This is a genomic window from Streptomyces drozdowiczii, from assembly GCF_026167665.1.
Lineage (GTDB): Bacteria > Actinomycetota > Actinomycetes > Streptomycetales > Streptomycetaceae > Streptomyces > Streptomyces drozdowiczii_A.
Genome location: NZ_CP098740.1, coordinates 2155795 through 2179674, shown reverse-complemented (window position 1 = coordinate 2179674; position 23880 = coordinate 2155795). Strand labels below are relative to the sequence as shown.

Annotated in this window: 20 protein-coding genes and 2 pseudogenes; 8 read left to right on the top strand and 14 right to left on the bottom strand. The window is 72.3% G+C overall.

The genetic code is table 11. The features are described 5' to 3' along the window. Window positions 1–272: 272 nt before the first annotated feature. Window positions 273–923 carry a response regulator gene (locus NEH16_RS09605; RefSeq protein WP_073963906.1) on the bottom strand — a complete coding sequence of 217 codons (651 nt, stop codon included), beginning with the start codon at window positions 921–923 and terminating at the stop codon, window positions 273–275. After that, window positions 920–2107, bottom strand: coding sequence for a sensor histidine kinase (locus NEH16_RS09600; RefSeq protein WP_265541063.1), 1188 nt, complete (start codon window positions 2105–2107; stop codon window positions 920–922). The genes NEH16_RS09605 and NEH16_RS09600 overlap by 4 nt, the downstream gene beginning before the upstream one ends. A 94-nt stretch (window positions 2108–2201) precedes the next feature. Here NEH16_RS09600 and NEH16_RS09595 point away from each other — a divergent pair, with 94 nt between their 5' ends. Continuing rightward, window positions 2202–2747, top strand: a complete 546-nt coding sequence (locus NEH16_RS09595) for a hypothetical protein (RefSeq protein ID WP_265541061.1) — start codon at window positions 2202–2204, stop codon at window positions 2745–2747. Here NEH16_RS09595 and NEH16_RS09590 read toward each other — a convergent pair. The 3 genes from NEH16_RS09590 to NEH16_RS09580 are packed head-to-tail and all read right to left on the bottom strand — an operon-like array spanning window position 2744 to window position 4876. Beyond that, a complete protein-coding gene (locus tag NEH16_RS09590) occupies window positions 2744–3316 on the bottom strand; it encodes a cob(I)yrinic acid a,c-diamide adenosyltransferase (RefSeq protein WP_147970919.1) in 573 nt (190 codons plus the stop codon). The two genes, NEH16_RS09595 and NEH16_RS09590, sit on opposite strands and share 4 nt — an antisense overlap. Before the next feature lie 13 nt (window positions 3317–3329). Continuing rightward, complete coding sequence (locus NEH16_RS09585) at window positions 3330–4079, bottom strand: ABC transporter permease (RefSeq protein ID WP_265541057.1); 750 nt, start codon at window positions 4077–4079, stop codon at window positions 3330–3332. A gap of 17 nt (window positions 4080–4096) precedes the next feature. Next, window positions 4097–4876 carry an ABC transporter ATP-binding protein gene (locus NEH16_RS09580; protein WP_265541055.1) on the bottom strand — a complete coding sequence of 260 codons (780 nt, stop codon included), beginning with the start codon at window positions 4874–4876 and terminating at the stop codon, window positions 4097–4099. Between the two features lie 80 nt (window positions 4877–4956). Between NEH16_RS09580 and NEH16_RS09575 the strand changes: the two genes are divergently transcribed. From NEH16_RS09575 to NEH16_RS09560, 4 genes are all read left to right on the top strand, one after another. Beyond that, window positions 4957–5598, top strand: a complete 642-nt coding sequence (locus NEH16_RS09575; protein ID WP_265541053.1) for a TetR/AcrR family transcriptional regulator — start codon at window positions 4957–4959, stop codon at window positions 5596–5598. 132 nt (window positions 5599–5730) lie between these two features. Beyond that, window positions 5731–6579 carry a 3-hydroxyacyl-CoA dehydrogenase family protein gene (locus NEH16_RS09570; protein ID WP_265541052.1) on the top strand — a complete coding sequence of 283 codons (849 nt, stop codon included), beginning with the start codon at window positions 5731–5733 and terminating at the stop codon, window positions 6577–6579. 237 nt (window positions 6580–6816) lie between these two features. Then, complete coding sequence (locus NEH16_RS09565; RefSeq protein WP_018102617.1) at window positions 6817–7140, top strand: STAS domain-containing protein; 324 nt, start codon at window positions 6817–6819, stop codon at window positions 7138–7140. Between the two features lie 257 nt (window positions 7141–7397). Beyond that, window positions 7398–9854, top strand: a complete 2457-nt coding sequence (locus NEH16_RS09560) for an ATP-binding protein (protein ID WP_265541047.1) — start codon at window positions 7398–7400, stop codon at window positions 9852–9854. Window positions 9855–10019: 165 nt separating this feature from the next. Here NEH16_RS09560 and nucS read toward each other — a convergent pair whose 3' ends face one another. Then, window positions 10020–10691 (bottom strand): endonuclease NucS, encoded by a 672-nt coding sequence (gene nucS, locus NEH16_RS09555; RefSeq protein WP_265541045.1) that lies wholly within the window; start codon window positions 10689–10691, stop codon window positions 10020–10022. Between the two features lie 266 nt (window positions 10692–10957). On the opposite strand from nucS, the gene NEH16_RS09550 reads away from it, so the two are divergent. Next, window positions 10958–11350, top strand: a complete 393-nt coding sequence (locus NEH16_RS09550) for an SCO5389 family protein (protein WP_018102614.1) — start codon at window positions 10958–10960, stop codon at window positions 11348–11350. 99 nt (window positions 11351–11449) lie between these two features. Here NEH16_RS09550 and NEH16_RS09545 read toward each other — a convergent pair whose 3' ends face one another. Continuing rightward, window positions 11450–12490: an LLM class flavin-dependent oxidoreductase gene (locus NEH16_RS09545; RefSeq protein ID WP_265541041.1), complete on the bottom strand. Its 1041-nt coding sequence runs from the start codon at window positions 12488–12490 to the stop codon at window positions 11450–11452. Window positions 12491–12687: 197 nt separating this feature from the next. On the opposite strand from NEH16_RS09545, the gene NEH16_RS09540 reads away from it, so the two are divergent. Next, window positions 12688–13017, top strand: coding sequence for an ATP/GTP-binding protein (locus tag NEH16_RS09540; RefSeq protein ID WP_073963897.1), 330 nt, complete (start codon window positions 12688–12690; stop codon window positions 13015–13017). Between the two features lie 4 nt (window positions 13018–13021). Here NEH16_RS09540 and NEH16_RS09535 read toward each other — a convergent pair whose 3' ends face one another. The 7 genes and pseudogenes from NEH16_RS09535 to mce form a co-directional block, all read right to left on the bottom strand. Then, entirely contained in the window at window positions 13022–13888 is an 867-nt protein-coding gene (locus tag NEH16_RS09535) for an ABC transporter permease (RefSeq protein ID WP_073963896.1), read from the bottom strand. Then, window positions 13885–15068: pseudogene (locus tag NEH16_RS09530) on the bottom strand (ABC transporter ATP-binding protein). The gene NEH16_RS09535 and the pseudogene NEH16_RS09530 overlap by 4 nt, the downstream one beginning before the upstream one ends. A 135-nt stretch (window positions 15069–15203) precedes the next feature. Further along, window positions 15204–15983, bottom strand: coding sequence for an ABC transporter permease subunit (locus NEH16_RS09525; RefSeq protein WP_073963894.1), 780 nt, complete (start codon window positions 15981–15983; stop codon window positions 15204–15206). Window positions 15984–15985: 2 nt separating this feature from the next. Continuing rightward, a complete protein-coding gene (locus NEH16_RS09520; protein WP_265541034.1) occupies window positions 15986–16978 on the bottom strand; it encodes an ATP-binding cassette domain-containing protein in 993 nt (330 codons plus the stop codon). A gap of 76 nt (window positions 16979–17054) precedes the next feature. Beyond that, window positions 17055–17993, bottom strand: a complete 939-nt coding sequence (locus NEH16_RS09515; protein ID WP_073963892.1) for a cellulose-binding protein — start codon at window positions 17991–17993, stop codon at window positions 17055–17057. 185 nt (window positions 17994–18178) lie between these two features. After that, window positions 18179–21973 (bottom strand): polarized growth protein Scy, encoded by a 3795-nt coding sequence (gene scy, locus NEH16_RS09510; protein WP_265541032.1) that lies wholly within the window; start codon window positions 21971–21973, stop codon window positions 18179–18181. Window positions 21974–22105: 132 nt separating this feature from the next. Continuing rightward, window positions 22106–22534: a methylmalonyl-CoA epimerase gene (mce, locus tag NEH16_RS09505; protein ID WP_018102605.1), complete on the bottom strand. Its 429-nt coding sequence runs from the start codon at window positions 22532–22534 to the stop codon at window positions 22106–22108. 134 nt (window positions 22535–22668) lie between these two features. Here mce and NEH16_RS09500 point away from each other — a divergent pair. Beyond that, window positions 22669–23870, top strand: a pseudogene (locus tag NEH16_RS09500) (acetyl-CoA C-acetyltransferase). Window positions 23871–23880: the final 10 nt, after the last annotated feature.

The following is a 23880-nucleotide window of genomic DNA, read 5'->3' as shown; positions in this document are numbered from 1 at the left end:
GAAGCAGTGCGGTGAGGCCCGCGACGGCTCTGGTTCTGGTGGCTCGACCGGACCCGAGTCTGAATCGGGTACGGCGGGGGGTCTCAGTGCTCAACGGTGCTCCTCGGGTGAGGTCCGGACATACGGGGTGGTCCGTGAACTGCAACCCTGCGCCGCCCTGAACCCGCTTTGTCATGGCAGGTTCACCGCAGTGTGTTCGGTGAGATTAAGAAGGTCTGGACCAATCGTCAAGAGGTCTGGACCAAAGATCGCAACCGTCCGCTGAATAAACCTCAGACGCCCAACTCCTGCGCCAGCACGGCCGCCTGGACCCTGCTGCGCAGCTCCAGCTTCCCCAGCAACCGGCTGACGTGCGTCTTCGCCGTCGCCTCCGCCATCGACAGCCGCTCGGCGATCTCCGCGTTCGACAAGCCCTCGCCGAGGCACCCCAGCACCTCGCGCTCCCGCCGCGTCAGCGCCTCCAGCACCGACGCGTCCGGAGCGCCCGCCGCCCGTACGGAGCCCGCCCCCGCGAACTCCGCGATCAGCCGCCGCGTCACGGCCGGGGCGATCAGCCCCTCGCCGCGCGCCACCGTGCGCACCGCGTCGAGCAGCCCGGCCGCCTCGGTGTCCTTCAGCAGGAAGCCCGACGCCCCCGCCCGCAGCGCCCCGAACACGTACGCGTCCAGGTCGAACGTCGTCAGCACCAGCACGTCCGCCAGCCCCTCACCGGTCACCTGCCGGGTGGCCGAAACTCCGTCCAGGCGCGGCATCTGCACGTCCATCAGCACCAGGTCCGGCCGCAGCTCCCGGGCCAGCCGCACCGCCTCCTCGCCGTCCCCGGCCTCCCCGACCACCTCGATGTCCCGCGCGCTGCCCAGGATGAGCACCAGCCCCGCCCGTACCGCCGTCTGGTCCTCCGCGACCACCACCCGGATCGTCATGCCCCCGCCTCTCCCTCGTCCACGGGCAGCTCCGCCCGCACCCGCCACATCCCGTCCACCGGGCCCGCCCCGAACTCCCCGCCGAGCAGCGCCACCCGCTCCCGCATCCCCACCAGACCGGCCCCGGACCCCGGCGCGCGCGGCCCCGCCCGGTCCCCGAGCGCGCTGCTCACCTCCACCGTCAGCCGTCGCCCCGCCCGCTCCAGCCGCACCGTGACCGGGCCCGGCGCCGCGTGCTTGAGCGCGTTGGTCAGGGACTCCTGCACGATCCTGTACGCGGCCAGGCCGACCGGCGCCGGCAGGGGAGCCCCGCCGTCCCTGGTGTCCTCCAGTACGCAGGTCAGACCGGCGTCCGCGGCGGCCGCGCGATGCTGCTCGACCAGTGCGTCCAGCGAATCCAGGGACGGCGAGCTGCTGGGCTCCGCGTCGGCTCCACCGGTGCGCAGCAGCCCGATCAGGCGGCGCATTTCGGCCAGACCCTCGACGCTGTTCTCGCGGATGACCCCGAGGGCGTCGCGCGAGGTCTCCGGGTCGTCGAGGGAGAGCGCGGCGGTGGAGTGGATCGCGATCGCGGACAGATGGTTGGCGACCAGGTCGTGCAGCTCGCGCGCCATCCGGGCCCGCTCGGCGGTCACCGCCTGGGTGCGGTCCATCTCGGCGAGCAGGGCGGTCTGGTCGGCGCGCAGCCGGGCGGTCTCGGCGGCGTCCCGGTGGTTGCGCACGCTGACTCCGGTGAGCGCGGGCACGAAGACGACGAGGGCGGTGACGATGCCGACGAGCAGGGCCTCGGGGCTGCGGATCCAGGCGAGCGTGCCGATGGTGACGAGCAGGGAGATCAGGAAGGTGACCACCGGGATGCGGCGGGCCGCCGCCGGGGTCCCGTACAGCACTGCCGCGTACATGACGTCCGTGTACATCGCCACGGTGGCCAGGTTGCCGCGGGTGCACTGGTCCGCGACGAGCGCGACGGAGCCGACGGCCAGGGCGGTGCGCGGCGAGGTCCTGCGCAGCAGCTCCGCCGCCGACATCACGACGAGCGGGATCAGCGGCAGCCGGGTGTCCCCGAGGACGTCACCGGTGCGCATGGAGAGGTCGAGCGCCCAGAGCACCACTCCGCCGAGCAGGCCGAGGACCGCGATGAGCACGTCGTCGCGGTGCGGGCGGGGCGGGGAGAGCGTCGGCACTACATCGAAGTATGCAGTCGGGATTCGTCATCGGGGCCGATGATCGGGCCCGGGGCGGCGGCCAGGCTGGAAGGGAGCGAAAAGGAGCGGACCCGTGATCGTCACACTCATCGTCGCCTGCGAGATCGCCTTCTGGGTGCTGCTGGCCGCCGGCCTCGCCCTGCGGTACGGGGCGCGCAAACCGCGCCTGGGCGCCGCCGTGCTGCTGTGCGAACCGGTGCTGGAGCTGGTCCTGCTCGCGGTGACGGCCGTCGACCTGAAGAACGGCGCCGAGCCGGACTGGAAGCACGGCCTCGCCGCCGTCTACATCGGGTTCACGGTCGGCCTCGGGCACTCCACCATCAAGTGGGCCGACGCCCGCGTCGCGCACCGGTTCGCCGGTGGCCCGCCGCCGGTGAAGCCGCCGAAGTACGGGAAGGCACGGGCGGTCCACGAGTGGAAGGTGGCCGGCCGCTGGACCGTCGCCGCCGCGACCGCGCTGGCGCTGCTCCAGGCGGCCGTCTGGTACGTGGGCGGCGACGGGGACGTGAGCTCGCTGCGGTCGTGGCAGCGGACGATGCTGCTGGTGATCGGGATCAATCTGGTGATCGCGGCGAGCTACACGGTCTTCCCGAAGCGGGCGCCGGACCCGAGTGCCTAGCGCTCGCCGCCCGGCACCCAGAGGACGTCGCCGACCTCCTTGTTCGCCACCCGGGCCAGGATGAACAGCAGGTCCGAGAGGCGGTTGAGGTAGGTCGCCGTCAGCGGGTTCATGATCTCGCCGTGCACCTCCATCGCCGCCCAGGTGGACCGCTCGGCACGCCGGACCACGGTGCACGCCTGGTGCAGCAGCGCGGCGCCCGGCGTACCGCCCGGGAGGATGAAGCTGCGGAGCTTCTCCACCTGTTCCAGGTAGTGGTCGCAGTCGGCCTCCAGCTTGTCGACGTACGACTGCTCCACGCGCAGCGGCGGGTACTTCGGGTCCTCGACGACCGGCGTGGACAGGTCCGCGCCCACGTCGAAGAGGTCGTTCTGCACGCGGACGAGGACCTTCACGACGTCCTCGTCCAGCTGCCCGAGGGCGATCGCGGTGCCGATGACCGCGTTGGCCTCGTTGGCGTCGGCGTACGCGGAGATCCGCAGATCGGTCTTGGCGGTCCGGCTCATGTCGCCGAGGGCGGTGGTGCCCTTGTCGCCGGTACGGGTGTAGATGCGCGTCAGATTGACCATGCGGCCAGAGTAGTTACGCCCCGGCCTTCCGGAAGACACCTGTGCCCACCGTCACGGCCAGGGCGGCGAAGCCGAGGGCGACCAGGACCCCGTACAGCATGTGCGGGGTGGCGTACGAGCCCGTGTACGCGTCCCGGACCGCGTCCACCAGGTAGCGGAACGGCGTGAAGTGCGACAGGACGTCCAGCCACTTCGGGCCGAGCGTCATCGGCAGCACCAGGCCGGACAGCAGCATGGCGGGCATGGTGAGCGAGTTGATGACGGGCCCGAACTCCTGCGGCGTCGAGACCCGCATCGCCAGCGCGTACGAGAGCGAGGCCAGCGAGACGGTCAGCAGGCCGACGAAGAGGAAGCCGATCAGCACCCCGGGGAGCGGCGCCCGCAGACCCATCGCCACGGCGACGAGGACCAGCAGCACCGCCTGGAACACGAACAGCAGCGCGTCCCGCAGTACCCGGCCGAGCAGGAGCGCCGCCCGGCTGACCGGGGTCACCCGCATCCGCTCGACCACCCCGGTCGACTTGTCGATGATGAGGCCGAACCCGGCGAACGAGGCGCCGAACAGGCCGAGTTGGAGCAGCAGTCCGGGCACCAGGATCTGCCAGGAGTCGGTGTCCCCGCCGAGTGGCAGCCCGGTGAGCAGCGGGCCGAAGAAGAGCAGGTAGAGCAGGGGCATCAGGATGCCGAAGAGGATCTGGAACTTGGAGCGCAGGGTCTGGCGGGCGTAGCGCCCGAAGATCAGCGCGGTGTCGTGCAGCAGCATGGGTGTCCCGAGGGGTGTCAGACCGAGAGGGGGGCGGGGTCGGCGGCGGGGGCGCGTCCGGTGAGGGCGAGGAAGGCGTCCTGGAGCGTGGCGTCGGGCGAGCCCGCGTACCGGGTCTTCAGCGCGGCCGGGGTGCCCTCCGCCGCGACCAGGCCGCCGTCGATGACGACGAGCCGGTCGGCGAGCGCGTCCGCCTCGTCCAGATAGTGCGTGGTGAGCACGACGGTGGTGCCGTGCGCGTCGCGCAGCCGGCGCACCAGGTCCCAGAGGTCGGCGCGGCTGCCCGGGTCGAGCCCGGTGGTCGGCTCGTCCAGGAAGAGCACGGCGGGGCGGTGGGTGAGCCCCATGGCGATGTCCAGGCGCCGCCGCTGGCCGCCGGAGAGGGTGGCGGTCCGCCGGTCGAGCAGGTCCGACAGGCCCAGTTCCCCGGCGAGTTCGGCGGCCCGGGCGACCGCCGCCGCCTTGCCGAGCCGGTACATCCGGCCCTGGGTGACCAGCTCCTCCCGCACGGTGGTGTGCGGGTCGACCCCGCCCGACTGGGCGACGTAACCGCACTGCTCGCGTACGCCCGCCGGGTCGGCGACCAGGTCGCGGCCGGCGACGGTGGCCGCGCCGCCGGTGGGGGCGAGCAGCGTGGTGAGCATGCGCAGGGTGGTCGTCTTGCCCGCGCCGTTCGGGCCGAGCAGGCCGACGATCTCGCCGGCCGCGACGGTCAGGTCGAGGCAGCGGACGGCCTCGACGGGACCGGATGTGCTCATGAAGGTCCGGGCGAGCCCGGACGTGCTGATGACGGTCATGCGCCCCACGAAAACAGAGTCACTGCAAAAATGCAATGACCCCAATTTTTAAGGAACCCCAGGCGATCTACGATGGAGCCATGGCTGAGGGACTCAGGGAGCGCAAGAAGCGGCAGACCAGGCAGCACCTCTCGGACGTGGCCACCGGCCTCTTCCTGGAGCGGGGCTTCGACGCGGTGACCATCGCCGAGATCGCCCACGCCGCCGACGTCTCGGTCAACACCGTGTACAACTACTTCCCCGCCAAGGAGGACCTGTTCCTCGACCGCAGCATGGGCGTCGTGGAACGCCTCTCGCGGTACGTCAGGGGCCGCGACCGGGGCGAGTCCGCCGCCGACGCCGTGCTCCGGGAGCTGCGCATCCAGGTCGAGAGCGTGTCGCCCACCGTCGGCCTGATGGAGGGGTACGCGCGTTTCATGCGGGTCATCGAGGAGGCCGACACCCTCAAGGCCCGCCTCTGGCACATCCAGCAGGAGGCCGCGCAGCACCTGGAGGCCACCCTCGTGGAGGTGAGCGGGGCCGCGGCGGGGGACCGGACGGCGGTCCTGGTGGCCGGTCAGCTCTCCTGGGTCCACGGCACCCTCATGGGGTACATCGGGCAGGCGATGGTGGCCGGCGGCAAGCCCGCCGAGGTGTCCAGGGACGCGCTCGTCCTGCTGGACGACATCGAGGACCTGCTGGGCGAAAAGGTGCTCAACTACGCCCGGCGCGCCGCCGAATGACGCCCCCCGGTGTGATGTCCGTCATTTGAGACGTGACGCGCATCTCTTCACGGCCCCAGCGCCCGCCCCGGGTACTAACCTCCGCCGGAGGGCATGGACCAGAACCAGCGACACATACAGAGGGGTGCCAACGTGGCCAGGAAGCTCGCCGTCATCGGAGCCGGACTCATGGGGTCCGGCATCGCGCAGGTCTCCGCCCGGGCCGGCTGGGACGTCGTCCTGCGCGACGTCACCGACGAGGCGCTGACCCGCGGTCGCGACGGCATCAAGGGCTCCTTCGACAAGTTCGTCGCCAAGGGCAAGCTGGACGCGACGGACGCCGAGGCCGCGCTCGGCCGGATCACCACGACCACCGACCTGGACGCCGTCGCCGACGCGGACATCGTGGTCGAGGCCGTCTTCGAGAAGCTGGAGGTGAAGCACGAGATCTTCCGGTCGCTCGACAAGATCGTCCGGGACGACACCGTGCTCGCCTCCAACACCTCCGCCATCCCGATCACCAAGATCGCGGCCGTGACGGAGCGCCCGGAGCGCGTGGTCGGCGTGCACTTCTTCTCGCCGGTCCCGATGATGCAGCTCTGCGAGCTGGTACGCGGTTACAAGACCAGCGACGAAACCCTCGCCACCGCGCGGGAGTTCGCCGAGTCGGTCGGCAAGACCTGCATCGTCGTCAACCGCGATGTGGCCGGCTTCGTCACCACCCGGCTGATCTCGGCGCTCGTGGTCGAGGCCGCCAAGCTGTACGAGTCGGGCGTCGCCACCGCCGAGGACATCGATGTCGCGTGCAAGCTCGGTTTCGGCCACGCGATGGGGCCGCTCGCGACCGCGGACCTCACCGGCGTCGACATCCTGCTGCACGCGACGAGCAACATCTACACCGAGTCGCAGGACGAGAAGTTCGCCGCCCCGGAGCTGATGCGCCGGATGGTCGATGCAGGTGACATCGGGCGCAAGAGCGGGCAGGGCTTCTACACCTACTGATCATTTTCGGTCCGGTCCGGCTGATCCGCTGTCAGCCAGACCGGGTGCCGTTCGGGGAACGCCGTCCGGAACCAACGGATCCACCAGCGTTCGCGACCGTCCCGCATCACTCCTCGGAGTGAATTCGGTATCGGTTCGCTTACAGACGGCAACTACCCTGTCGCTGCCGCAGTCAGTTGGGGCAGAGACAGTTTCGGACAGACGGACCGGGCCACGGAGCATTCCAGGGGAGCGCATATGCACATCAGGGGCGACCACGCCGAGCTGGTCGTCGGGGGCCGCCTCGACGTCCGAAGCGCGGCGGACGCCCGTACGGTCCTGCACTCGGCCCTGGACGACGGCGTCGGCGATCTGGTGCTCGACCTGACCGAGCTGGATTCGTGGGACGCGACCGGGCTCGGCGTCATCATGGGCGCACACCGCAGGGCCGGGCGCGCCGGACGGCGCCTCGTGCTGCGCGGCGTGCCTCCGCAGATGCAACGCCTCCTGGTGGCCACCCGGCTGCACCGCATCCTCGCCATCGAGGGCGGCATCGCGGCGGAGTCCCTGCCCCGCGTCTGAGGGGTTTACGGGGACGCCGCGTGGCCCCCGGCGGACCCTCGGTGACCGTACGGCCCACAGGGCACACAATCCTCACGAGACCGTGATCTCGGGGCGGCGCGCCACCCCGGATGGTCGTGGATACTGTGCGAAGGTTTAGGGTTCGGCCGTCTGCCGATTGACGGACCCGACCCGGCGGACACCGGACCGTGGGCGGCATCTGGACGTGCGAGGCCGGGAGGGACAACCGCGCTCGACGCGTCTTGGGGGCTTTGGCGATGGACCCGATACACCGGGGGCCGGAAGAGTTCGGCCACGACAGCAAGGACTCCGCCGAGGAGGCCGGCCGACGCCGCCCCTCCCGCGATCCACTGACCCCGGATTTCGGTCAGCAAACACCGCAGCAGGTCCGGATGGTCACCCTCGTCGCCGGCGACCTGACGCTCACCGTCAACCCCGTCGACGGCAGCGAGGTCGAGCCCTGCCCGCCCGGTGAGCGGCCCCCGGCGCCCGTCCGCCGCACTCCCGCCGACCGCGCCGCCCGCGCCCGCGCCGCCGCGCCCCCCGTCCCGCCCGGCCCGCCCGTCCTCCAGCTCCCGCTGCTGCGGCGCGACGAGGAACGCGAACGACTGACCCGCCTCCTCGCCCGCGGGCGCTCCGTCCGGCTCACCGGACCGGCGGGTTCCGGCCGTACCGCCCTGCTCGACGCCGTCGCCGCCGACTGCGCGGACTTCGCGCCCGACGGGGTCGTCCGCCTCAACGGCCACAAGCGCACCGCCACCGATCTGCTGTACGCGCTCTTCGACGCCGTCCACGACGCCCCGCTGCACCGGCCGGACCGGGCGCTCCTGCTGGAGACGCTGCGCTCCACCGGCGCCGTCGTCGTCCTGGACGACCTGGAGCTCGGCGGCGCCGCCCTGGACGAACTCCTCGACGCGACCCCCGAGTGCGCCTTCCTGTTCGCCGCCACGCCCGAGGTCGCCGCGCCCGGCGCCGACTCCGCCATCGAAGAGGTCTTCCTCACCGGACTCGACCGCGCCACCTCCCTCGACCTGCTGCGCCGGGTGGTCGAACGGCAGCTCACCGAGGAGGAGGCCAACTGGGCCGGAGACCTCTGGTTCGAGTCCGAGGGCCTGCCCCTGCGCTTCGTCCAGGCCGGTGCGCTGCTGCGCCAGCGCGACCAGCTGCGCACGGACGCCACCGCGTACGACGAGTACGGCTATCTGGAGAACCGGCCCGCCGACGCGCCGCCCGCGCCCGAGGCGGCCGGGGAATCCGAGGTGCCGCTGCCCAGCCTCGGCGAGGGCGCGGCGCCCGCGGCCCTGCTCGCCTCCCGGCTGAGCGACGCCGCCCGCGACACGCTGCGGTTCGCCGTGGCCCTCGGCGGTGAGGTCCCGCACCAGGCCCATCTGCCCGCGCTCGTCGGGGACACCCACGCCGACGCGGCCCTCGGCGAGCTGGCCGGCTGCGGGCTGCTCTCCCCGTCCGGCTCGCGTTACCGGCTGGCCGCCGGGGTGCTGCCCCAGCTGGCGGCGGCCGGTTACGAGGACGAGGCCGCCGAACGCGCCCGCACCGCCGCCCAGCACTACGCCTGGTGGACCGGGCACCCCTCGGTCACCCCCGAGCGGGCGGCCGCCGAGGCCGACGCGATCATCGCCGCCATGGGCCGACTGGTGCCGGGGGAGGGGGCCGGAGGGACGAGCGCCGCCGTGCTCCTCGCCCGCAGCGCGGCGCCCGCCTTCGCGGCCGGGCTGCACTGGGGGGCCTGGGAGCGGGCGCTCCGGGTCGGCCAGGAGGCCGGGCGGCTCGCCGGGGAGGTCGCCGAAGAGGCGTACTTCCACCACGAGTTGGGCGTCCTCGCGCTCTGCACCGGTCACCCCGACCGGGCCAGGGCCGAGCTGGAGACCGCGATCAGCATGCGGGGGGCGCTCGCCGACAAGAGCGGTGCGGTGGCCGGGCGGCGCGCGCTGGCCCTGGTCGAGGACCGGGCCGGGGGTGGTCCGGCGGCTGAGGCCGGGGCGTTCGAGGCGTCGCCGCCGCTGGGGGTGCCGGCCGTCGTCCCGGTCTCGATGACGAGCGCGTTCGCGGACACCGCCGTGGTGCCGCGGCAGGAGCCGGTGACCGCGCCGGTGCCGGCGCCTGCGGCGGGCGGCGGCAAGGGGGCTGCGCGGGGCGGGCCGCTGGCCCTCATCGGCGGGGCCCGGCGCAACCTGGTCGCCGCCGGGGCGGGCGTGCTGCTGGCCGGGGTCCTCGGCACGGTGGTGACGCTCGGGCTGACGTCGAGCAGCGACCCGCAGGGCGGGGCCGGTACGTCGACCGAGCAGGAGGCGCCGGACGACGACAGCATCTACGACGACGGTGCTGTGGAGACCGGGGAGCCGGCGGACGGGCCGTCCACGAGTGAGGCCCCTTCGGGCTCCGCGTCCTCGTCGGCCTCGGTGACGCCGTCGGCCACGGGGAGCGAATCGGCGCCGGCCGGTGGGGTGTCGCCCTCGGCGACGTCCTCGGCGCCGGACACGCCGTCGTCGCCGGGGTCGCCGTCGTCGCCGCGCGCGACGGAGTCGTCGGTGAAGCCGACGTCGACCTCGCCGACGCCCACGAAGTCGGCGGGGTCGCCGACGCCCACGCCACCGGAGACGGAGTCCCCGAGCCCGGGGGAGACGGACCCGGAGGAGCCGGACCCGGACGAGCCGGGCACCCCGGAGCAGGCGAGCGACAGCCCTTCGGGGGCGTAGCACTCCCAGCAGCGCGCCGCCCCCGGCCCGGGGGTTCCGTCCTCAATCGCCGGACAGGCTCGAGTGGGCCGACGGGCCGAACGCGTCACGCGAGCGGAGGACCCCCGGCCCGGGGTTCCGTCCTCAATCGCCGGGTGGGCTTGAGGAGTCCGCCCGGTCCGGGGCTCAGAACAGGCGCAGCTTGTCGTCCTCGATGCCTCGCATCGCGTCGTAGTCCAGGACCACGCAGCCGATGCCGCGGTCCGTGGCGAGGACCCTCGCCTGCGGCTTGATCTCCTGGGCGGCGAAGATGCCCTTCACCGGGGCCAGGTGCGGGTCGCGGTTGAGGAGTTCCAGGTAGCGCGTCAGCTGCTCGACGCCGTCGATGTCGCCGCGCCGCTTCAGCTCGACGGCCACCGTCCGGCCGTCCGCGTCGCGGCACAGGATGTCGACCGGGCCGATGGCCGTGAAGTACTCGCGGCGGATCAGCGTGTAGCCCTCGCCCAGGGTCTCGATGCGGTCCGCCAGCAGCTCCTGGAGGTGTGCCTCGACGCCGTCCTTGATCAGCCCCGGGTCGACGCCCAGTTCATGGCTCGAGTCGTGGAGGATTTCCTCCATCGTGATGATCAGTTTTTCGCCCGCCTTGTTCACCACGGTCCAGACGCCCTCGGCGTCCCCGCTGCCCTCCTTCAGGGTGCAGGGCGGCGACATCCAGTTGAGCGGTTTGTACGCCCTGTCGTCGGCGTGAATCGACACGCTCCCGTCCGCCTTCACCAGGATGAGGCGGGGAGCGGAGGGCAGGTGGGCCGTGAGCCGGCCCGCGTAATCCACGGAGCAGCGGGCGATGACGAGACGCATGGTCGGCAACGCTACTCGACGTCGGGGGCCCGACGCGATTCACCCATCCGTCACTCCCGTCCCTTCCGGAGTTGACGCTTTCTGTCTTGCCCCTCTTTGAACCCCTTCGTTATTGGCCGGTTGTGTTCCCAATCTCCTGGTGCGGCCCGGACTGCGCCCTTACCGTGGAAGCGGGAGGTCGCCGTGCGTGCACGCTGCGTCGTCGTCGGCCTTCTTCCCTGCCCGTAAGGCTCCGGTAATCCGCCGGGGCCGCGAGAGGAGAACCCATGTCGCTCGACGTCTCACCGGCTCTGTTGGAACAGGCCGAGCGAGGCGAGGTCGACGAAGCCGACTTCGTCGACTGCGTCCGGACCTCCCTGCCCTACGCATGGGAGATGATCAGCTCGTTGGTGGCTCAGCTGAAGGTCGACGGCGGGGAGTTCGCCGACAACCAGACGCCGCCGCCCAACGAGCAGGCCCGTGGTCAGCTGCTGCGTGCGCTCGCGAGTGATGCGATACGCGGCGCGCTGCAGCGGCACTTCGGAGTGCGTCTCGCATTCCAGAACTGCCACCGCGTCGCGGTGTTCCCGCTGGACGCCTCGGTCGACGACCGACTGGCCAAGTTCACTTCGGTGAGGGGCCAGTTGCTCAACCAGTCGCCCGAACTACGGGACTGCTGAACGCTTCCGTCGCCGTTCCGGGCCGCGGGAGGTGCAACTGGTCCGGGGCGGCGGCTCCGTAAGCACACCGCCGTACACCCTTGCGTCCGTGCGCGGGGGTCATTCGAGGAGTGGCCGTACCTCCGTGCCCAGCCGCGCTACGTTCTCTTCCGTGGCGACGAGATCTCCGGAACCCTCCACCAGGAGCGCGAAGCGGGTGATGCCCGTGCGCTCGGCGGTGACCGCGAGGCGCTCGGCCGCCAGCTCCGGCGTGCCCACCGGATGAAGGCCGCACAGCAGCTCCGCGTACCCGACGGGGTCCCGCATGACGCGGTGCCGGCCGTCGACGGTGACATGCGCGCCGAGCCCCTGGCGCAGCCAGCCCGGCATCGCCTTCACCAGCGTCTCCACGGCGTCCTCGGTGCGGTCGGCGATCTGGGCCACCCCGGCCGAGACATGCCCCGCCCCGCGCACCTTCTCCGGCGCGGTCCCGGCCGCCAGCGCCCGGGACCGCCAGAGCGCCACCATCTCCGCCTTCTCCTCGTCCCCGCAGTGCATGCCGAGCAGCATCGGCAGGCCCCGGTCGGCGGCGAGCTCCACGGTCGTGCGCGAGGTGCACGCCACGATCACCTCGGGCCCGGCCCCGTCCGCCTCCTCCGCGCCGATCAGCTCGTCGGCCCGGGGGACGACCGCGACCTCGCGGAAGGCGTACCGCTCGCCCCGGCCCGCCACGCGCGGCTCGCGCAGCCAGTCGAGCAGCAGCCCCAGGGACTCCGGGAACCCCTTCTCGTAAGCCTCCAGGCCGCCGCCGAACACCTCCAGGTCCACCCAGGGACCGCCCCGGCCGACCCCGAGGCTGAATCTGCCCCCGCTGGTCAGGTGGAGCAGCGCCGCCTGCTCGCCGAGCGCCACCGGATGCTGCGTGGGCAGCACGCTCACCGCCGTACCGACGCGGATGCGGCGGGTCCGGCCGAGCAGCTGCGCGGCCAGGGTGACGGCGGACGGGCACACCCCGTACGGCACGAAGTGGTGTTCGGCCAGCCAGACCGAGTCGAGCCCGGACTCCTCGGCGACCTCGGCGGACCGGATCGCGCGGTGCAGCGCTTCCCCCGGTCCCTGGCCCGGAAACTGGGCCGCCAGTACGAACGTTCCGACGCGCATCGCCAATTGCCTCCTTGCGGCCGACGCGGCTCTCCCCTACTGGCATCAACGTCTGACAAGTGCCAAAGGCACGGTCCGGCGCGGAGTTGTTGCGATTTTCCGGTAACCCTCGCGCCGCGAAGCCCGAAAGGCGGGTACCCCGCCCGAATGGCCCTACGCTGGACGGGTCCCGCCCAGCCCGTTCCGTGAGGTGAAACGTGTCCCCGCGCCGCAACCGCCCCCGAGGCGGCGAGAGCCGCAACGACAGTGCGAGCGAGTCGGCGGACCGGTACGGCGGGGGCGGGCGTACGGAGGAGTGGCAGGGCGAGGAGTGGTCGGTGCGCCCGGTCAGCGGCGCGAGCGCGGCCGGCAAGCGCTACCGCTGCCCCGGCTGCGACCAGGAGATCCCCTCCGGGGTCCCGCATCTGGTGGCCTGGTCCGAATACGGCGGCGTCGACGACCGAAGGCACTGGCACAAGGCCTGCTGGAACGCGAAGGACCGCCGCACCACGAAGGTGCAGCGGTCCCGGAACGCGCCCCGCTACTGAGGCTTCAGACGTCGCGCTGGTTCATCGAGAGGTACGCCCCGCCCATGGCGATCGCCGTCACGACGAGGATGATCCACAGCGGCTCCCAGCCGGACGGCCCGGACTCCGTGACCGAGCTGTCGTAGAAGATGCTCAGCTGGTTGGGGATCGAGTACTCCAGCATCTTCTCGCGGAGCGTCGACAGCGAGTCGGCGAACATGAAGAGCGCCAGCACCAGCGGCAGCAGCACCAGCCCGATCATCAGCGTGATCGCCCCGGCCGAGTGCCGGATCAGCGCGCCGACCGCGAGCGCCAGCAGCCCCAGCGTCGCCACGTAGAGCCCGACGCCGACCGTGGCGCGCAGCCACTCCTCGCCGCTCGGCGACGCCGCGTCCAGCATGGACGACTGGATCAGGGCGACCACCGACGTCACGACCGTGGTGAGGACGAAGGTCAGCAGGAAGAACACGAGCGCCTTGGCGCCGAGCACCCGGCCCCGGCTCGGGCAGGCCGTCAGCGTCGTACGGATCATGCCGGTGCCGTACTCCGAGGCGATCGTCATCACGCCGAGCGTGATCACGCAGATCGTGCCGAGCAGCACCCCGAAGAAGCCGAGGCTCAGCACCGGGGTGTCGTTCATCTGCGCGTCGGACGCGGAGACGGCGACCGCCGTGAGCACCCCGATGACCAGCAGCAGCGCGGTCATGACGCCGAGCGTCCACATGGTCGAGCGGACGGACCGGATCTTGGTCCACTCCGAGGCGATCGCGTCCCCGAGCGTCGCGGGACGCAGCGGGATCGGCGAGGTGTAGAAGCCCTGCGGCGGCTGCTGGTACCCCTGCTGCGGCGCGGGCTGCTGGTACGGCGCCTGCGGCGCCGGCGGCGTGGTCATCGGGGGTCCTCGCTGGTCTCGCGCTTGGTCAGGTCTGCGGGGGCGGGGCCTCGGCGGGCACCGCCGCCGGGGCGGGAGGGGCGGCGGCCGGCGCGGGCGCCTGGGCCGGTGCGGCCGCGTACGGGTTCTGTCCGGGCGGCGGCGGGGCGTACCAGCCCTGCTGCGGCACGTCCGGCACGGGCTGCTGGGGCGGCGGGGCGTACCCCGGCTGCGGCCCGTAGCCGGGATGCGGGGGCTGCTGCTGGAGGTGGGCCCGCTGGTCGGCCGTCGAGCGGTAGTCCACGGCGCCCTGCGTCATCCGCATGTACGCCTCCTCCAGCGACGCCTGGTGCGGCGAGAGCTCCCACAGCCGGACGTCCGACTCGTGGGCCAGGTCGCTGATCCGGGGGAGCGCAAGGCCGGTGACCCGCAGGGCGCCGTCCGGCTCGGAGAGGACCTGGCCGCCGGCCTCGGTCAGCGTGGTCGTCAGCTTCTCCCGCTGCTCCGGCGTCTCGTCCGGGACGCGGACCCGGGCGAAGTCGGCCGAGTTGGCCGAGATGAAGTCCTTGACGCTCATGTCGGCCATCAGCTGGCCGCGCCCGATCACGATCAGGTGGTCGGCGGTGAGGGCCATCTCGCTCATCAGGTGCGAGGAGACGAAGACCGTGCGGCCCTCGGACGCCAGCATCTTCATCAGATTGCGGACCCAGAGGATGCCCTCCGGGTCGAGGCCGTTGACCGGCTCGTCGAACAGCAGCACCTGCGGGTCGCCGAGGAGCGCCGCCGCGATGCCCAGGCGCTGGCCCATGCCGAGCGAGAACCCCTTGGAGCGCTTTCGGGCCACGTCCTGGAGGCCGACGACCCCCAGCACCTCGTCCACCCGGGCCTCCGGGATGCCGGCCAGCTGGGCGAGCGAGAGCAGGTGGTTGCGGGCGCTGCGCCCGCCGTGCACCGCCTTGGCGTCGAGCAGGGCGCCCACCTGGCGGGGCGCGTTCGGCAGATTCCGGAACTCGTGGCCGCCGATGGTGACCCGGCCGGCCGTCGGCCGGTCCAGGCCGAGGATCATGCGCATGGTGGTCGACTTGCCCGACCCGTTGGGACCGAGGAACCCGGTGACGGCACCCGGCCGCACCTGGAAGGAAAGGTTGTACACGGCCGTCTTCGCGCCGTAGCGCTTGGTCAGGCCGACTGCCTCGATCATGCTCCAGCCCCATCGACTATCTGTCGTCGGGGCACACGCCGTCCGGCCGTACGCCCCCGTATGAGTGAGGAGGATATCCGCGCCTTGACGGTTCCGCCCAAGCCGTTACGGGGGCGAGTCCCGGGCCGCCCCCGCTCAGGCGTCGCGCTTCTTGAGTACGAGGAAGCCGCCGAGCACCGCGGCCGCCACCCAGCCCACCATGATCAGCAGCCCGGCCCACGGCCCGTAAGGCGCCGGATCGCTGTTCATCGCGTCCGGCACCACCTGCATGATCTTGGAGCCCGCCTGGTCCGGGAAGTACTGGGCGACCTTCTTGGCCCCCGGCACCGCCGACAGGATCTGCGAGACCAGGAAGAAGAACGGCATCAGGATGCCCAGCGACAGCATGGAGCTGCGCAGCATCGCCGCCACGCCCATGGAGAACAGCGCGATGAGCCCCATGTAGAGCCCGCCGCCGACGACCGCGCGCAGCACGTTCTCCGCGCCGATGTCCGTACCGTGGTCGCCCAGCAGCGCCTGCCCGAGGAAGAACGTGACGAAGCTGGTGACCAGCCCCACCACCAGCGCGAGGACCCCGGCCACCAGCATCTTGCTGAACAGGAACGTCGCCCGCTGCGGCACGGCCGCCAGCGAGGTGCGGATCATGCCGGAGCTGTACTCCGTACCGACGACGAGCACCCCGAACACCACCATCGCCAGCTGGCCGAGGATCATCCCGGAGAAGCTGACGAACGTCGGGTCGAAGGTCAGCCGCTCCGCCTCGGAGAGATCGTCGAACTGGGCGTTCATCACCGCGCACAGGGCCGCGCCCATCGCCACGGTGACCAGGAACGCCGAGATCAGCGTCCAGGTGGTGGAGGAGACCGTGCGGATCTTGGTCCATTCGGAGGTCAGGACCGCGGGCACCGAAGCCATCGTCACGCCCCCTCTCCGCCGCCGGGCCGCTGGACCCAGCCCTCGCCCCACTGCGCGCCCGCGGGCGGAGGCGGTGCGCCGCCGCCCGGCTCCGAGTGCGCGTGGTACTCGACCGCGCCCGCCGTCATCTGCATGAACGCCTCCTCCAGCGACGCCCGCTGGGCGCTCAGCTCGTGCAGCGTGATCCCGTGCCGGGCGGCCAGCTCGCCCAGGTCCTCGGTGGTGGCGCCGTCCACCTCCAGCGTGCCGCCGTCCGCCTCGACGGCGACGACCCCCTCCTGGTGCAGCGCGTCGCGCAGCCGCTCCTGCTGCGGCGAGCGCAGCCGTACGTAACTCCGCGAGTTCTCCTGGATGAAGTCGGCCATCGACGTGTCGGCGAGCAGCCTGCCCTGGCCGATCACGATCAGATGGTCGGCGGTCAGCGCCATCTCGCTCATCAGGTGCGAGGAGACGAAGATCGTGCGGCCCTGCGAGGCGAGCGTCTTCATCAGGTTCCGGATCCAGTGGATGCCCTCGGGGTCGAGACCGTTCACCGGCTCGTCGAACATCAGGATCCGGGGATCACCGAGCAGCGCCGACGCGATGCCCAGGCGCTGGCCCATGCCGAGCGAGAAACCCTTGGACTTCTTCCTGGCCACCGCGGTCAGGCCGACGGTCTCCAGCACCTCCGCCACCCGCTGTTCGGGAATGCGGTTGCTCTGCGCCAGGCAGAGCAGATTGTTGTACGCGCTCCGCCCGCCGTGCATCGCCTTGGCGTCCAGGAGCGCGCCGATGTACTTCAAGGGTTCTTCGAGTTCGCGGTAGTGCTTGCCGTCGATCCGCACGGAACCGCTGGTCGGGTTGTCGAGATCGAGCATCATCCGCATCGTGGTGGACTTGCCCGCCCCGTTGGGTCCCAGAAAACCCGTCACCATTCCCGGTTTGATCACGCACGACAACTGGTCGACGGCGACCTTGTTCCCGTACCTCTTCGTGAGGCCATCGAGCTCGATCATGCGTTCACGCTAGAACGCCCGCGTGCCCGGCGCCACCACAAAGGCGGAACCGGGCACGCGGGTACGACAACCGGAATCAGCGGGTCTGCTGGGCCGGGACGCCTCGGGAGGCGGGCTCCTCGTCGGCGGGGGTGCCGGCGGCGGCCACCGCGGCACCGGTCAGCGTCGCCAGCATCTCGCGGACGTTGGTCAGCTGCGCGTTGATCGAGTCGCGGCGGTTGGTCAGCGCCGCCAGCTCGCGCTCCGATTCGCTGCGGATGCGGTCGGCCTTCGCGTTGGCGTCCGCCACGATGTCCTCGGACTGGCGCTGCGCGGTCTCCACCGTCTGACGGGCCCGGCGCTCGGCGTCGGTGCGCAGCTTCTCCGCCTCCAGGCGGAGCTGCTCGGCGCGGTGCTCGATCTCGGCGAGGCGCTTCTCGGCCTTGGCCTGGCGGGACGCGAGGTCGCGCTCCGACTGGTCGCGGCGCTTGGCGAGGTTGGTCTCGAAGTCCGCGGCGGCCTGGGCGGCCTTGGCGCGGGTCTCCTCGAAGAGGGCGTCGGCCTCCTCGCGCTTCTGCGCCGCGTCCTTCTGCGCGTCGGCGCGCAGCGCGGTGGCCTCACCCTTGGCCTTGTCGACGATGCGGACGCCGTCGTCCTCGGCCTTGGCCTTGCGCTCGGCGGCGAAGGTCTCGGCGTCGTTGCGCACCTGCTGGGCGGCGGACTCGGCGAGCTCGCGGTGCTGCTCGGCGGCGCGACGGGCCTCCTCGCGCAGGTCCTTCGCCTCCTCCTCGGCCAGCCGGAGGATCTTCTCCACACGCGCGCCGAGACCCGCGTACGACGGCTCCGCGTCGTTCACCTGGGCCTGGGCGTTCTGCGTTTCGAGGTGCAGCTCCTCGATGCGCTTTTCCAGCGATGTGATGCGGGCGAGAGCACTATCACGGTCGGCGACGAGCTTGGTAATGCGGTCATCCACCTGACCGCGGTCGTAACCACGCCGCACGAGTTCGAAGCCGAAGGGGGAGGAAGGGTCACTCATGGGGTTCCTGTCGAAGTGAGACCGGTGAGGTGATAGAGGGAATCCTAGGGGCCGGGGCGGCGTGTCATCGAGCAGATGCCGGTTTGATCTGGAGAATGACACCCCTTTTGAGTGGCTGACCCCCGTAACCCTTGCCACTCGGACGGTTGACGGTCCATGTGCAACCACGGACGACGGCCGGTCGGCTACCCATCGGACTGCTTGCCACTCGATCGAGTGCCCGCCGCGGCCCCGGCCTTGACGCCGGCGGCCGGTGACGCGCCGCCCTTACCGCCCGCCGCGGGGGTCTCGAAAGACTCCAACGCCTCCAGCACGTCCTGGACACGGGAGATCTCCGTGTTGATGTCCTCGCGCCGGCGCACCAGGACCTCCAGCTCGTGCCGGCCCTCGTCCACCATCCGCTTGGCCTCCGCCTCGGCGTCCGCCCGCAGCTTCTCCGCCTCGCGCACCAGGCTGGCCTTCTTCTGCTCGGCCTCCTTCAGCAGCGACTCGGCCCGCTTCACGGCGGCGATCCGGACCTTGCTCGCCTCCGCATTCGCGTCCGCCAGCAGCTCCTTGGACTTCGCCGCGGCCTCCTCGCGCTGCTCGGTGGCCGCCTTGATCAGCTTGTCGACGCGCTCGCCGACCGTCTTGACCTGCTCGGCCGTCTCCCGGCGCGCCCGGTCGTGCAGCTCCTGGACCTCGGTCTCCGCCCGGGTCTTCAACTCCTCGGCCCGCTCCCGGATCTGCGTGGCGTCCCGGCGCGCGCCGACCAGCAGCTCGTCCGCGTCCGTCCGGGCCCGCTCCACCAGCCCATTGCCCTCGACCGTCGCCTCGGAGGTGATCCGCACGGCCTCCTTGCGCGCCGCCCCGACCATCGCGTCGGCCTGCTCCTCGGCCTCCGTGGCGGCGCGCAGCGCCTCCTCCTGAGCCTTGGCGATGAGCTGGTCCGCCTGCTCCGCCGCGTCCGCCCGCCGCTTCGCCGCCGCCTCGCGCGCCTCGTCGAGCAGCCGGTCCGCCTCCTGGCGCGCCTCCGCCCGCATCTGCTCGGCCGCCGCCTCCGCGTCCGCCCGCAGCCGCTCCGACTCCTCCCGGGTGCGCGCCGCGTGCTCCTGGGCGGAGCCCACGGTGGCCGAAGCCTCCGCGCGCATCCGCTCCGCGTCGCCCGCCGCCTCGTCCACGGTCCGGGCCGCCTGGCGCTCCGCGTCCGTACGCAGCCGCTCGGCCTCGGCGGTCGCCTCGGACACCAGCAGGTCGGCCTGGGCCGCCGCCTCGCTCCGCATCCGGTTGGCGTCCTCGCGGGCCTCCGCCCGGCTGCGCGCCGCGTCCTGCTCGGCTGAGGCCAGGGCGTCCGACGCCTCGGTGCGCATCCGCTGGCTGTACTCGGCGGTGTCCGCCCGCAGCCGCTCGGACTCCGCGATCGCGTCGGAGACCGTACGCTCCGCCATCGCCTTCGCGGCGTCCGTCTCCTCCTTGGCCACCTGGCGGATGCGCGAGGCGTCCTCGCCCGCCCGCTCCCGCTCGGCGTGCGCGTCGGCCCGCAGCCGGTCGGCCTCCTCCTGCGCCTCCGACTTGGTCCGCTCCGCGACATGCTCCGCCGTCGAGCGCAGCCCGGCGATCTCCGCCTCGGCCTGCTCCTGGAGCCCGCTGACCGAGTCCCGCACCTGCTGGGCGGTCTGCTCGGCCGCCGCGACCAGCTCGGCCGCCCGGGTCTCCGCCTCGCCGGTCAGGCGCCGCGCCTCGGCCTGCGCCTCCTCGACCCGCTTGCGCGCGGAGGCCAGCAACTCCTCGCTCTGCTCCCGGGCGCGCTCCCGCTCCTGGTTCGCCTCGGAGCGGGCCGCGTCCAGCGTCTCCTCGGCCTCGCGCCGGCGCCGGTTCGCCTCCTCCTGGGCGGCGGCCAGCGCCTCGGCGGCCTCCGTGCCCACGCGCTCCGCCGCCGCCGCGGCCTCCGACCGCAGCCGGTCGGCGGTCTCCTGCGCCTCGGTCCGCAGCCGCTCCGCCTCGGTGGCGGCCTCGGTGCGCAGCCGTACGGCGACGGCCTCGCCCTCGGCACGCGACTGCGAGGCGTCCGCCGCGGCCTCGTCGCGCAGCCGCTGGGCCTCGGCCTCCACCTGCTCCTGGAGGGTCCGCAGCCGCTCGGCGGACTCCGCGCGCAGCCGCTCGGACTCCTCACCGGCCTCGCGGCGGATGCGCTCCGCCTCCGTACGCGCCTCGCCGAGCGCCTGCTCGGCCGCGGCGAGCCGGGTCTCGGCCTCGCCCTTGAGCCGGGTCAGCTCGTCCGCCGCCTCCGACTGCCGGGCCGCGACGGCGAGCTCGGTCTCCTCGCGCAGCGCGGCCGCCGCCTCCTCGGCGGCGGTCCTCGCCGCCTCGGCCTGCTCCTCCGCCTCCGTACGCAGCTGCTCGGCCTCGGCGCGGGCCCGGTCGAGCGCGTCCTCCGCCTGCTTGCGCAGCGCGGCCGCCCGCTCCGTGGCCTCGGTCCGTACGCGCTCGCCCTCGGCGGTCGCCGTGCCGCGCAGCTCCTCCGCGTCGGCCTTGGCCTTCGCGAGCAGCTCCTCGGCGGTCTTCGCGCCCTCCTCGATCTGCTGAAGGGCCTCGCGGCGGGCCTCGCCCCGGATCCGCTCGCCCTCCGCGACCGCCTCGGAGCGCAGCTGCTCGGCCTCGCCGCGCAGCCGGCGCGCCTCCTCCTGGAGCTCGACCGTCTTGGCCCGGTACTCCTTGGTGTCGTCCTTGGCCGCGCCCTTGAGCTGGTCGGCCTGCTCGGCCGCCTCGCCGCGCAGCCGGTCCGCCTCGGCCTCGGCCTCGCGGCGGATGCGCTCGGCCTCCTCGCCCGCCGCCCGGGTCGCCGCCTTCGCGTCCTCGGACGCCTTGGTCAGGATCTCCTCGGCGGACCTGGCCGCCTTCGCGAGCTGGGCCGCCGCGTCCTCGGCGGCGGCGGTGCGCGCGGCCTCGGCCGCCTCGGCGCGCAGCCGCTCGGCCTCGGCGCGGGCGTCCGCGAGCGCCTGCTCGGCCTCGGCCTTGAGGCTCTCGGACTCCTTGGTCGCCTCGCCGACCAGCCGGGCGATCTCCGTCTTGGCGGTCCGGGTGCGCTGCTCGTTCTGCGACTCCGCCGAAGCCAGCCGCTTGACCGCGGCCTCCTTGGCCTCGGCGAGGACCTTCTCCGCCTCCAGGCGCGCCTCGCGCAGCCGGGTCTCGGCCTCCTGCATGCGCTGCTCGGCGGCCCGGTTCAGCTCGGTGGTCTGCTGCCGGGTCTGCTCGGTCTCCGCGGTCGTCGTCTGCCGCAGCTGCTCCGCGTGGCTGGTGGCCTCCTGCGCCTGGCCGGCGGCGGCGCTGAGCATCCGCTCCGCGTCCTTGCGGGCCCGCATCAGGATCGACTCCGCCTCGGCCCGGGCGGACTCCGCCTCGGAGCCGACGCGCTGCCGGGTCTCCTCGGCCAGCCGGGCCGCCTCGGCGCGGGCGGCGGCGAGCGCCTGCTCGGCCTCGGCCCGGGACTCCTCCATCAGGCGGCGGGCCTGCGACTCCGTCCGGGTCCGCAGCTGCTCGGCCCAGGCGACGTTCTCGTTGACATGGGACTCGACGGTCTGGCGGCGCTCCGCCAGCTCCTGGTCGAGCTGCTGGCGGCGCTGCACTGCCTCGTTGTGCAGCTCGGCCTGGAGGCGGGCCTGGTGCTCGGCGTGCTCCTGGAGGATGCGCTGCGTCTGGGCCCGGGCGTCGCGCAGCTCGCGCTCGGCGTCGCTGCGCAGCTGCTCGGCCTGGATCTGGGCGTTCCGGAGCAGCTGCTCCGCCTGGTAGCCGATGTCCGCGCTGTCGTAGGCGGGACGCATCGCCAGACTGCGCCGGGCCTCGTGCAGCTTGGCACGCAAGACCTCGACCTGGTAGCCGAGGTCCTCGGCGTGCTGGACGGCCTTCTCCCGGTCGGTCCTGAGCCGGTCCATCTCGGCCTCGAACCGCGAGAGATGGTCCTCTTCAGCTCGGTGGCTCTCCTGGCGTTCGTAGCCCCGCACTGCGCGGTCCCATCCTTCCCCGAGCTCTCAACGTTCGGGGAATGGTGACAGATCAACGGCTGGGGACGCGGCGCGCCCCCGACCCGGCCCCGGCCCGGAAGAGCCCACTCTACCGGGCGGGTATGGCTGGGGTCAGTGCTCCTTCTTCGCCGTGACCAGTTCGGTGAGGACGCCGTGGCAGTCCTTGGGGTGGAGGAAGGTGATCCTGGACCCCATCGAACCCGTCCTGGGCTCGTCGTACAGCACCCTGACCCCCTTCTCGCGGATGTCCGCGGCGTCGGCGTCGACGTCCGCCGTACCGAAGGCGATGTGGTGCACTCCCTCCCCGTTCTTGGCCAGCCATTTGCCCACGGCGGAGTCCTCCCGGGTGGGCTCCAGGAGCTGGAGGTAGGAGGCGCCGCCGTCGGACGTATCGTTGATCTTGAGCATGGCCTCGCGTACGCCCTGCTCCTCGTTGACCTCGGAGTGGAAGACCTCGAACCCGTAGGTCGAGCGGTAGAACTCGACGGTCTTGTCGAGGTCGAAACAGGCGATCCCGATGTGGTCGATTCGCGTCAGCATGGGGACAGTGCAGCGTGCTCCCGACGGTTACGCAAGGTGCGCGCGATCACACTCGCGGGCGGATGACGGGGCGGGTACCGCTCAGTACATTCAAGTAAACCCTCGTTCACATCTACTCCAAGGGGCTGTGCCTCATGTCAGGAACGACCGGTACCACCTCCGTGATCGTCGCGGGCGCGCGGACGCCCATGGGCCGGCTCCTCGGCTCCCTGAAGACCTTCTCCGGCGCCGACCTGGGGGCATCGCCATCAAGGCGGCGCTGGACCGGGCCGGAATCGGCGGCGACCAGGTCGAGTACGTGATCATGGGCCAGGTGCTCCAGGCCGGCGCGGGCCAGATCCCCGCCCGCCAGGCCGCGGTCAAGGCCGGCATCCCGATGAACGTCCCCGCGCTCACCGTCAACAAGGTGTGCCTCTCCGGGCTCGACGCCATCGCCCTGGCCGACCAGCTCATCCGCGCTGGTGAGTTCGACGTCGTCGTGGCCGGCGGCCAGGAGTCCATGACGAACGCCCCGCACCTGCTCCCGAAGTCCCGCGAGGGCCACAAGTACGGCGCGATCGAGATGCTGGACTCGATGGCGTACGACGGTCTGACCGACGCCTACGAGAACATCCCGATGGGCGAGTCCACCGAGAAGCACAACACCCGCCTCGGCCTCGACCGCGCCGCCCAGGACGAGATCGGCGCCCTCTCCCACCAGCGCGCCGCCGCCGCCCAGAAGAACGGTCTCTTCGAGGCCGAGATCACCCCGGTCGAGATCCCGCAGCGCAAGGGCGACCCGGTCCTCTTCGCCCAGGACGAGGGCATCCGCCCCGAGACCACCGTGGAGTCCCTGGGCAAGCTGCGCCCGGCCTTCGCCAAGGACGGCACGATCACCGCGGGCACCTCGTCCCAGATCTCCGACGGCGCCGCCGCGGTCGTCGTCATGAGCAGGGCCAAGGCCGAGGAGCTGGGCCTGGAGTGGATCGCCGAGATCGGCGCCCACGGCAATGTGGCGGGCCCGGACAACTCGCTCCAGTCGCAGCCGTCCAACGCCATCCGGCACGCCCTCAAGAAGGAGGGCATCGGCGTCGAGGACCTGGACCTCATCGAGATCAACGAGGCGTTCGCGGCCGTCGCCGTCCAGTCCATGAAGGACCTCGGCGTCACCTCGGACAAGGTCAACGTCAACGGCGGCGCCATCGCCCTCGGCCACCCCATCGGCATGTCCGGCGCCCGCGTGGTGCTGCACCTGGCGCTGGAGCTGAAGCGGCGCGGCGGCGGCACCGGTGCGGCGGCGCTGTGCGGCGGCGGCGGCCAGGGCGACGCGCTGATCCTGCGCGTTCCGGGCAAGTAGCGGTACGAGA

Bases quoted from the DNA above. Each gene is read 5' to 3' on its own strand.
- NEH16_RS09605 (WP_073963906.1), bottom strand. From the start codon at position 923: ATGACGATCCGGGTGGTGGTCGCGGAGGACCAGACGGCGGTACGGGCG.
- NEH16_RS09590 (WP_147970919.1), bottom strand. From the start codon at position 3,316: ATGGTCAATCTGACGCGCATCTACACCCGTACCGGCGACAAGGGCACC.
- NEH16_RS09585 (WP_265541057.1), bottom strand. From the start codon at position 4,079: ATGCTGCTGCACGACACCGCGCTGATCTTCGGGCGCTACGCCCGCCAG.
- NEH16_RS09580 (WP_265541055.1), bottom strand. From the start codon at position 4,876: ATGACCGTCATCAGCACGTCCGGGCTCGCCCGGACCTTCATGAGCACA.
- NEH16_RS09575 (WP_265541053.1), top strand. From the start codon at position 4,957: ATGGCTGAGGGACTCAGGGAGCGCAAGAAGCGGCAGACCAGGCAGCAC.
- NEH16_RS09565 (WP_018102617.1), top strand. From the start codon at position 6,817: ATGCACATCAGGGGCGACCACGCCGAGCTGGTCGTCGGGGGCCGCCTC.
- NEH16_RS09560 (WP_265541047.1), top strand. From the start codon at position 7,398: ATGGACCCGATACACCGGGGGCCGGAAGAGTTCGGCCACGACAGCAAG.
- nucS (WP_265541045.1), bottom strand. From the start codon at position 10,691: ATGCGTCTCGTCATCGCCCGCTGCTCCGTGGATTACGCGGGCCGGCTC.
- NEH16_RS09550 (WP_018102614.1), top strand. From the start codon at position 10,958: ATGTCGCTCGACGTCTCACCGGCTCTGTTGGAACAGGCCGAGCGAGGC.
- NEH16_RS09545 (WP_265541041.1), bottom strand. From the start codon at position 12,490: ATGCGCGTCGGAACGTTCGTACTGGCGGCCCAGTTTCCGGGCCAGGGA.
- NEH16_RS09535 (WP_073963896.1), bottom strand. From the start codon at position 13,888: ATGACCACGCCGCCGGCGCCGCAGGCGCCGTACCAGCAGCCCGCGCCG.
- NEH16_RS09525 (WP_073963894.1), bottom strand. From the start codon at position 15,983: ATGGCTTCGGTGCCCGCGGTCCTGACCTCCGAATGGACCAAGATCCGC.
- NEH16_RS09520 (WP_265541034.1), bottom strand. From the start codon at position 16,978: ATGATCGAGCTCGATGGCCTCACGAAGAGGTACGGGAACAAGGTCGCC.
- NEH16_RS09515 (WP_073963892.1), bottom strand. From the start codon at position 17,993: ATGAGTGACCCTTCCTCCCCCTTCGGCTTCGAACTCGTGCGGCGTGGT.
- mce (WP_018102605.1), bottom strand. From the start codon at position 22,534: ATGCTGACGCGAATCGACCACATCGGGATCGCCTGTTTCGACCTCGAC.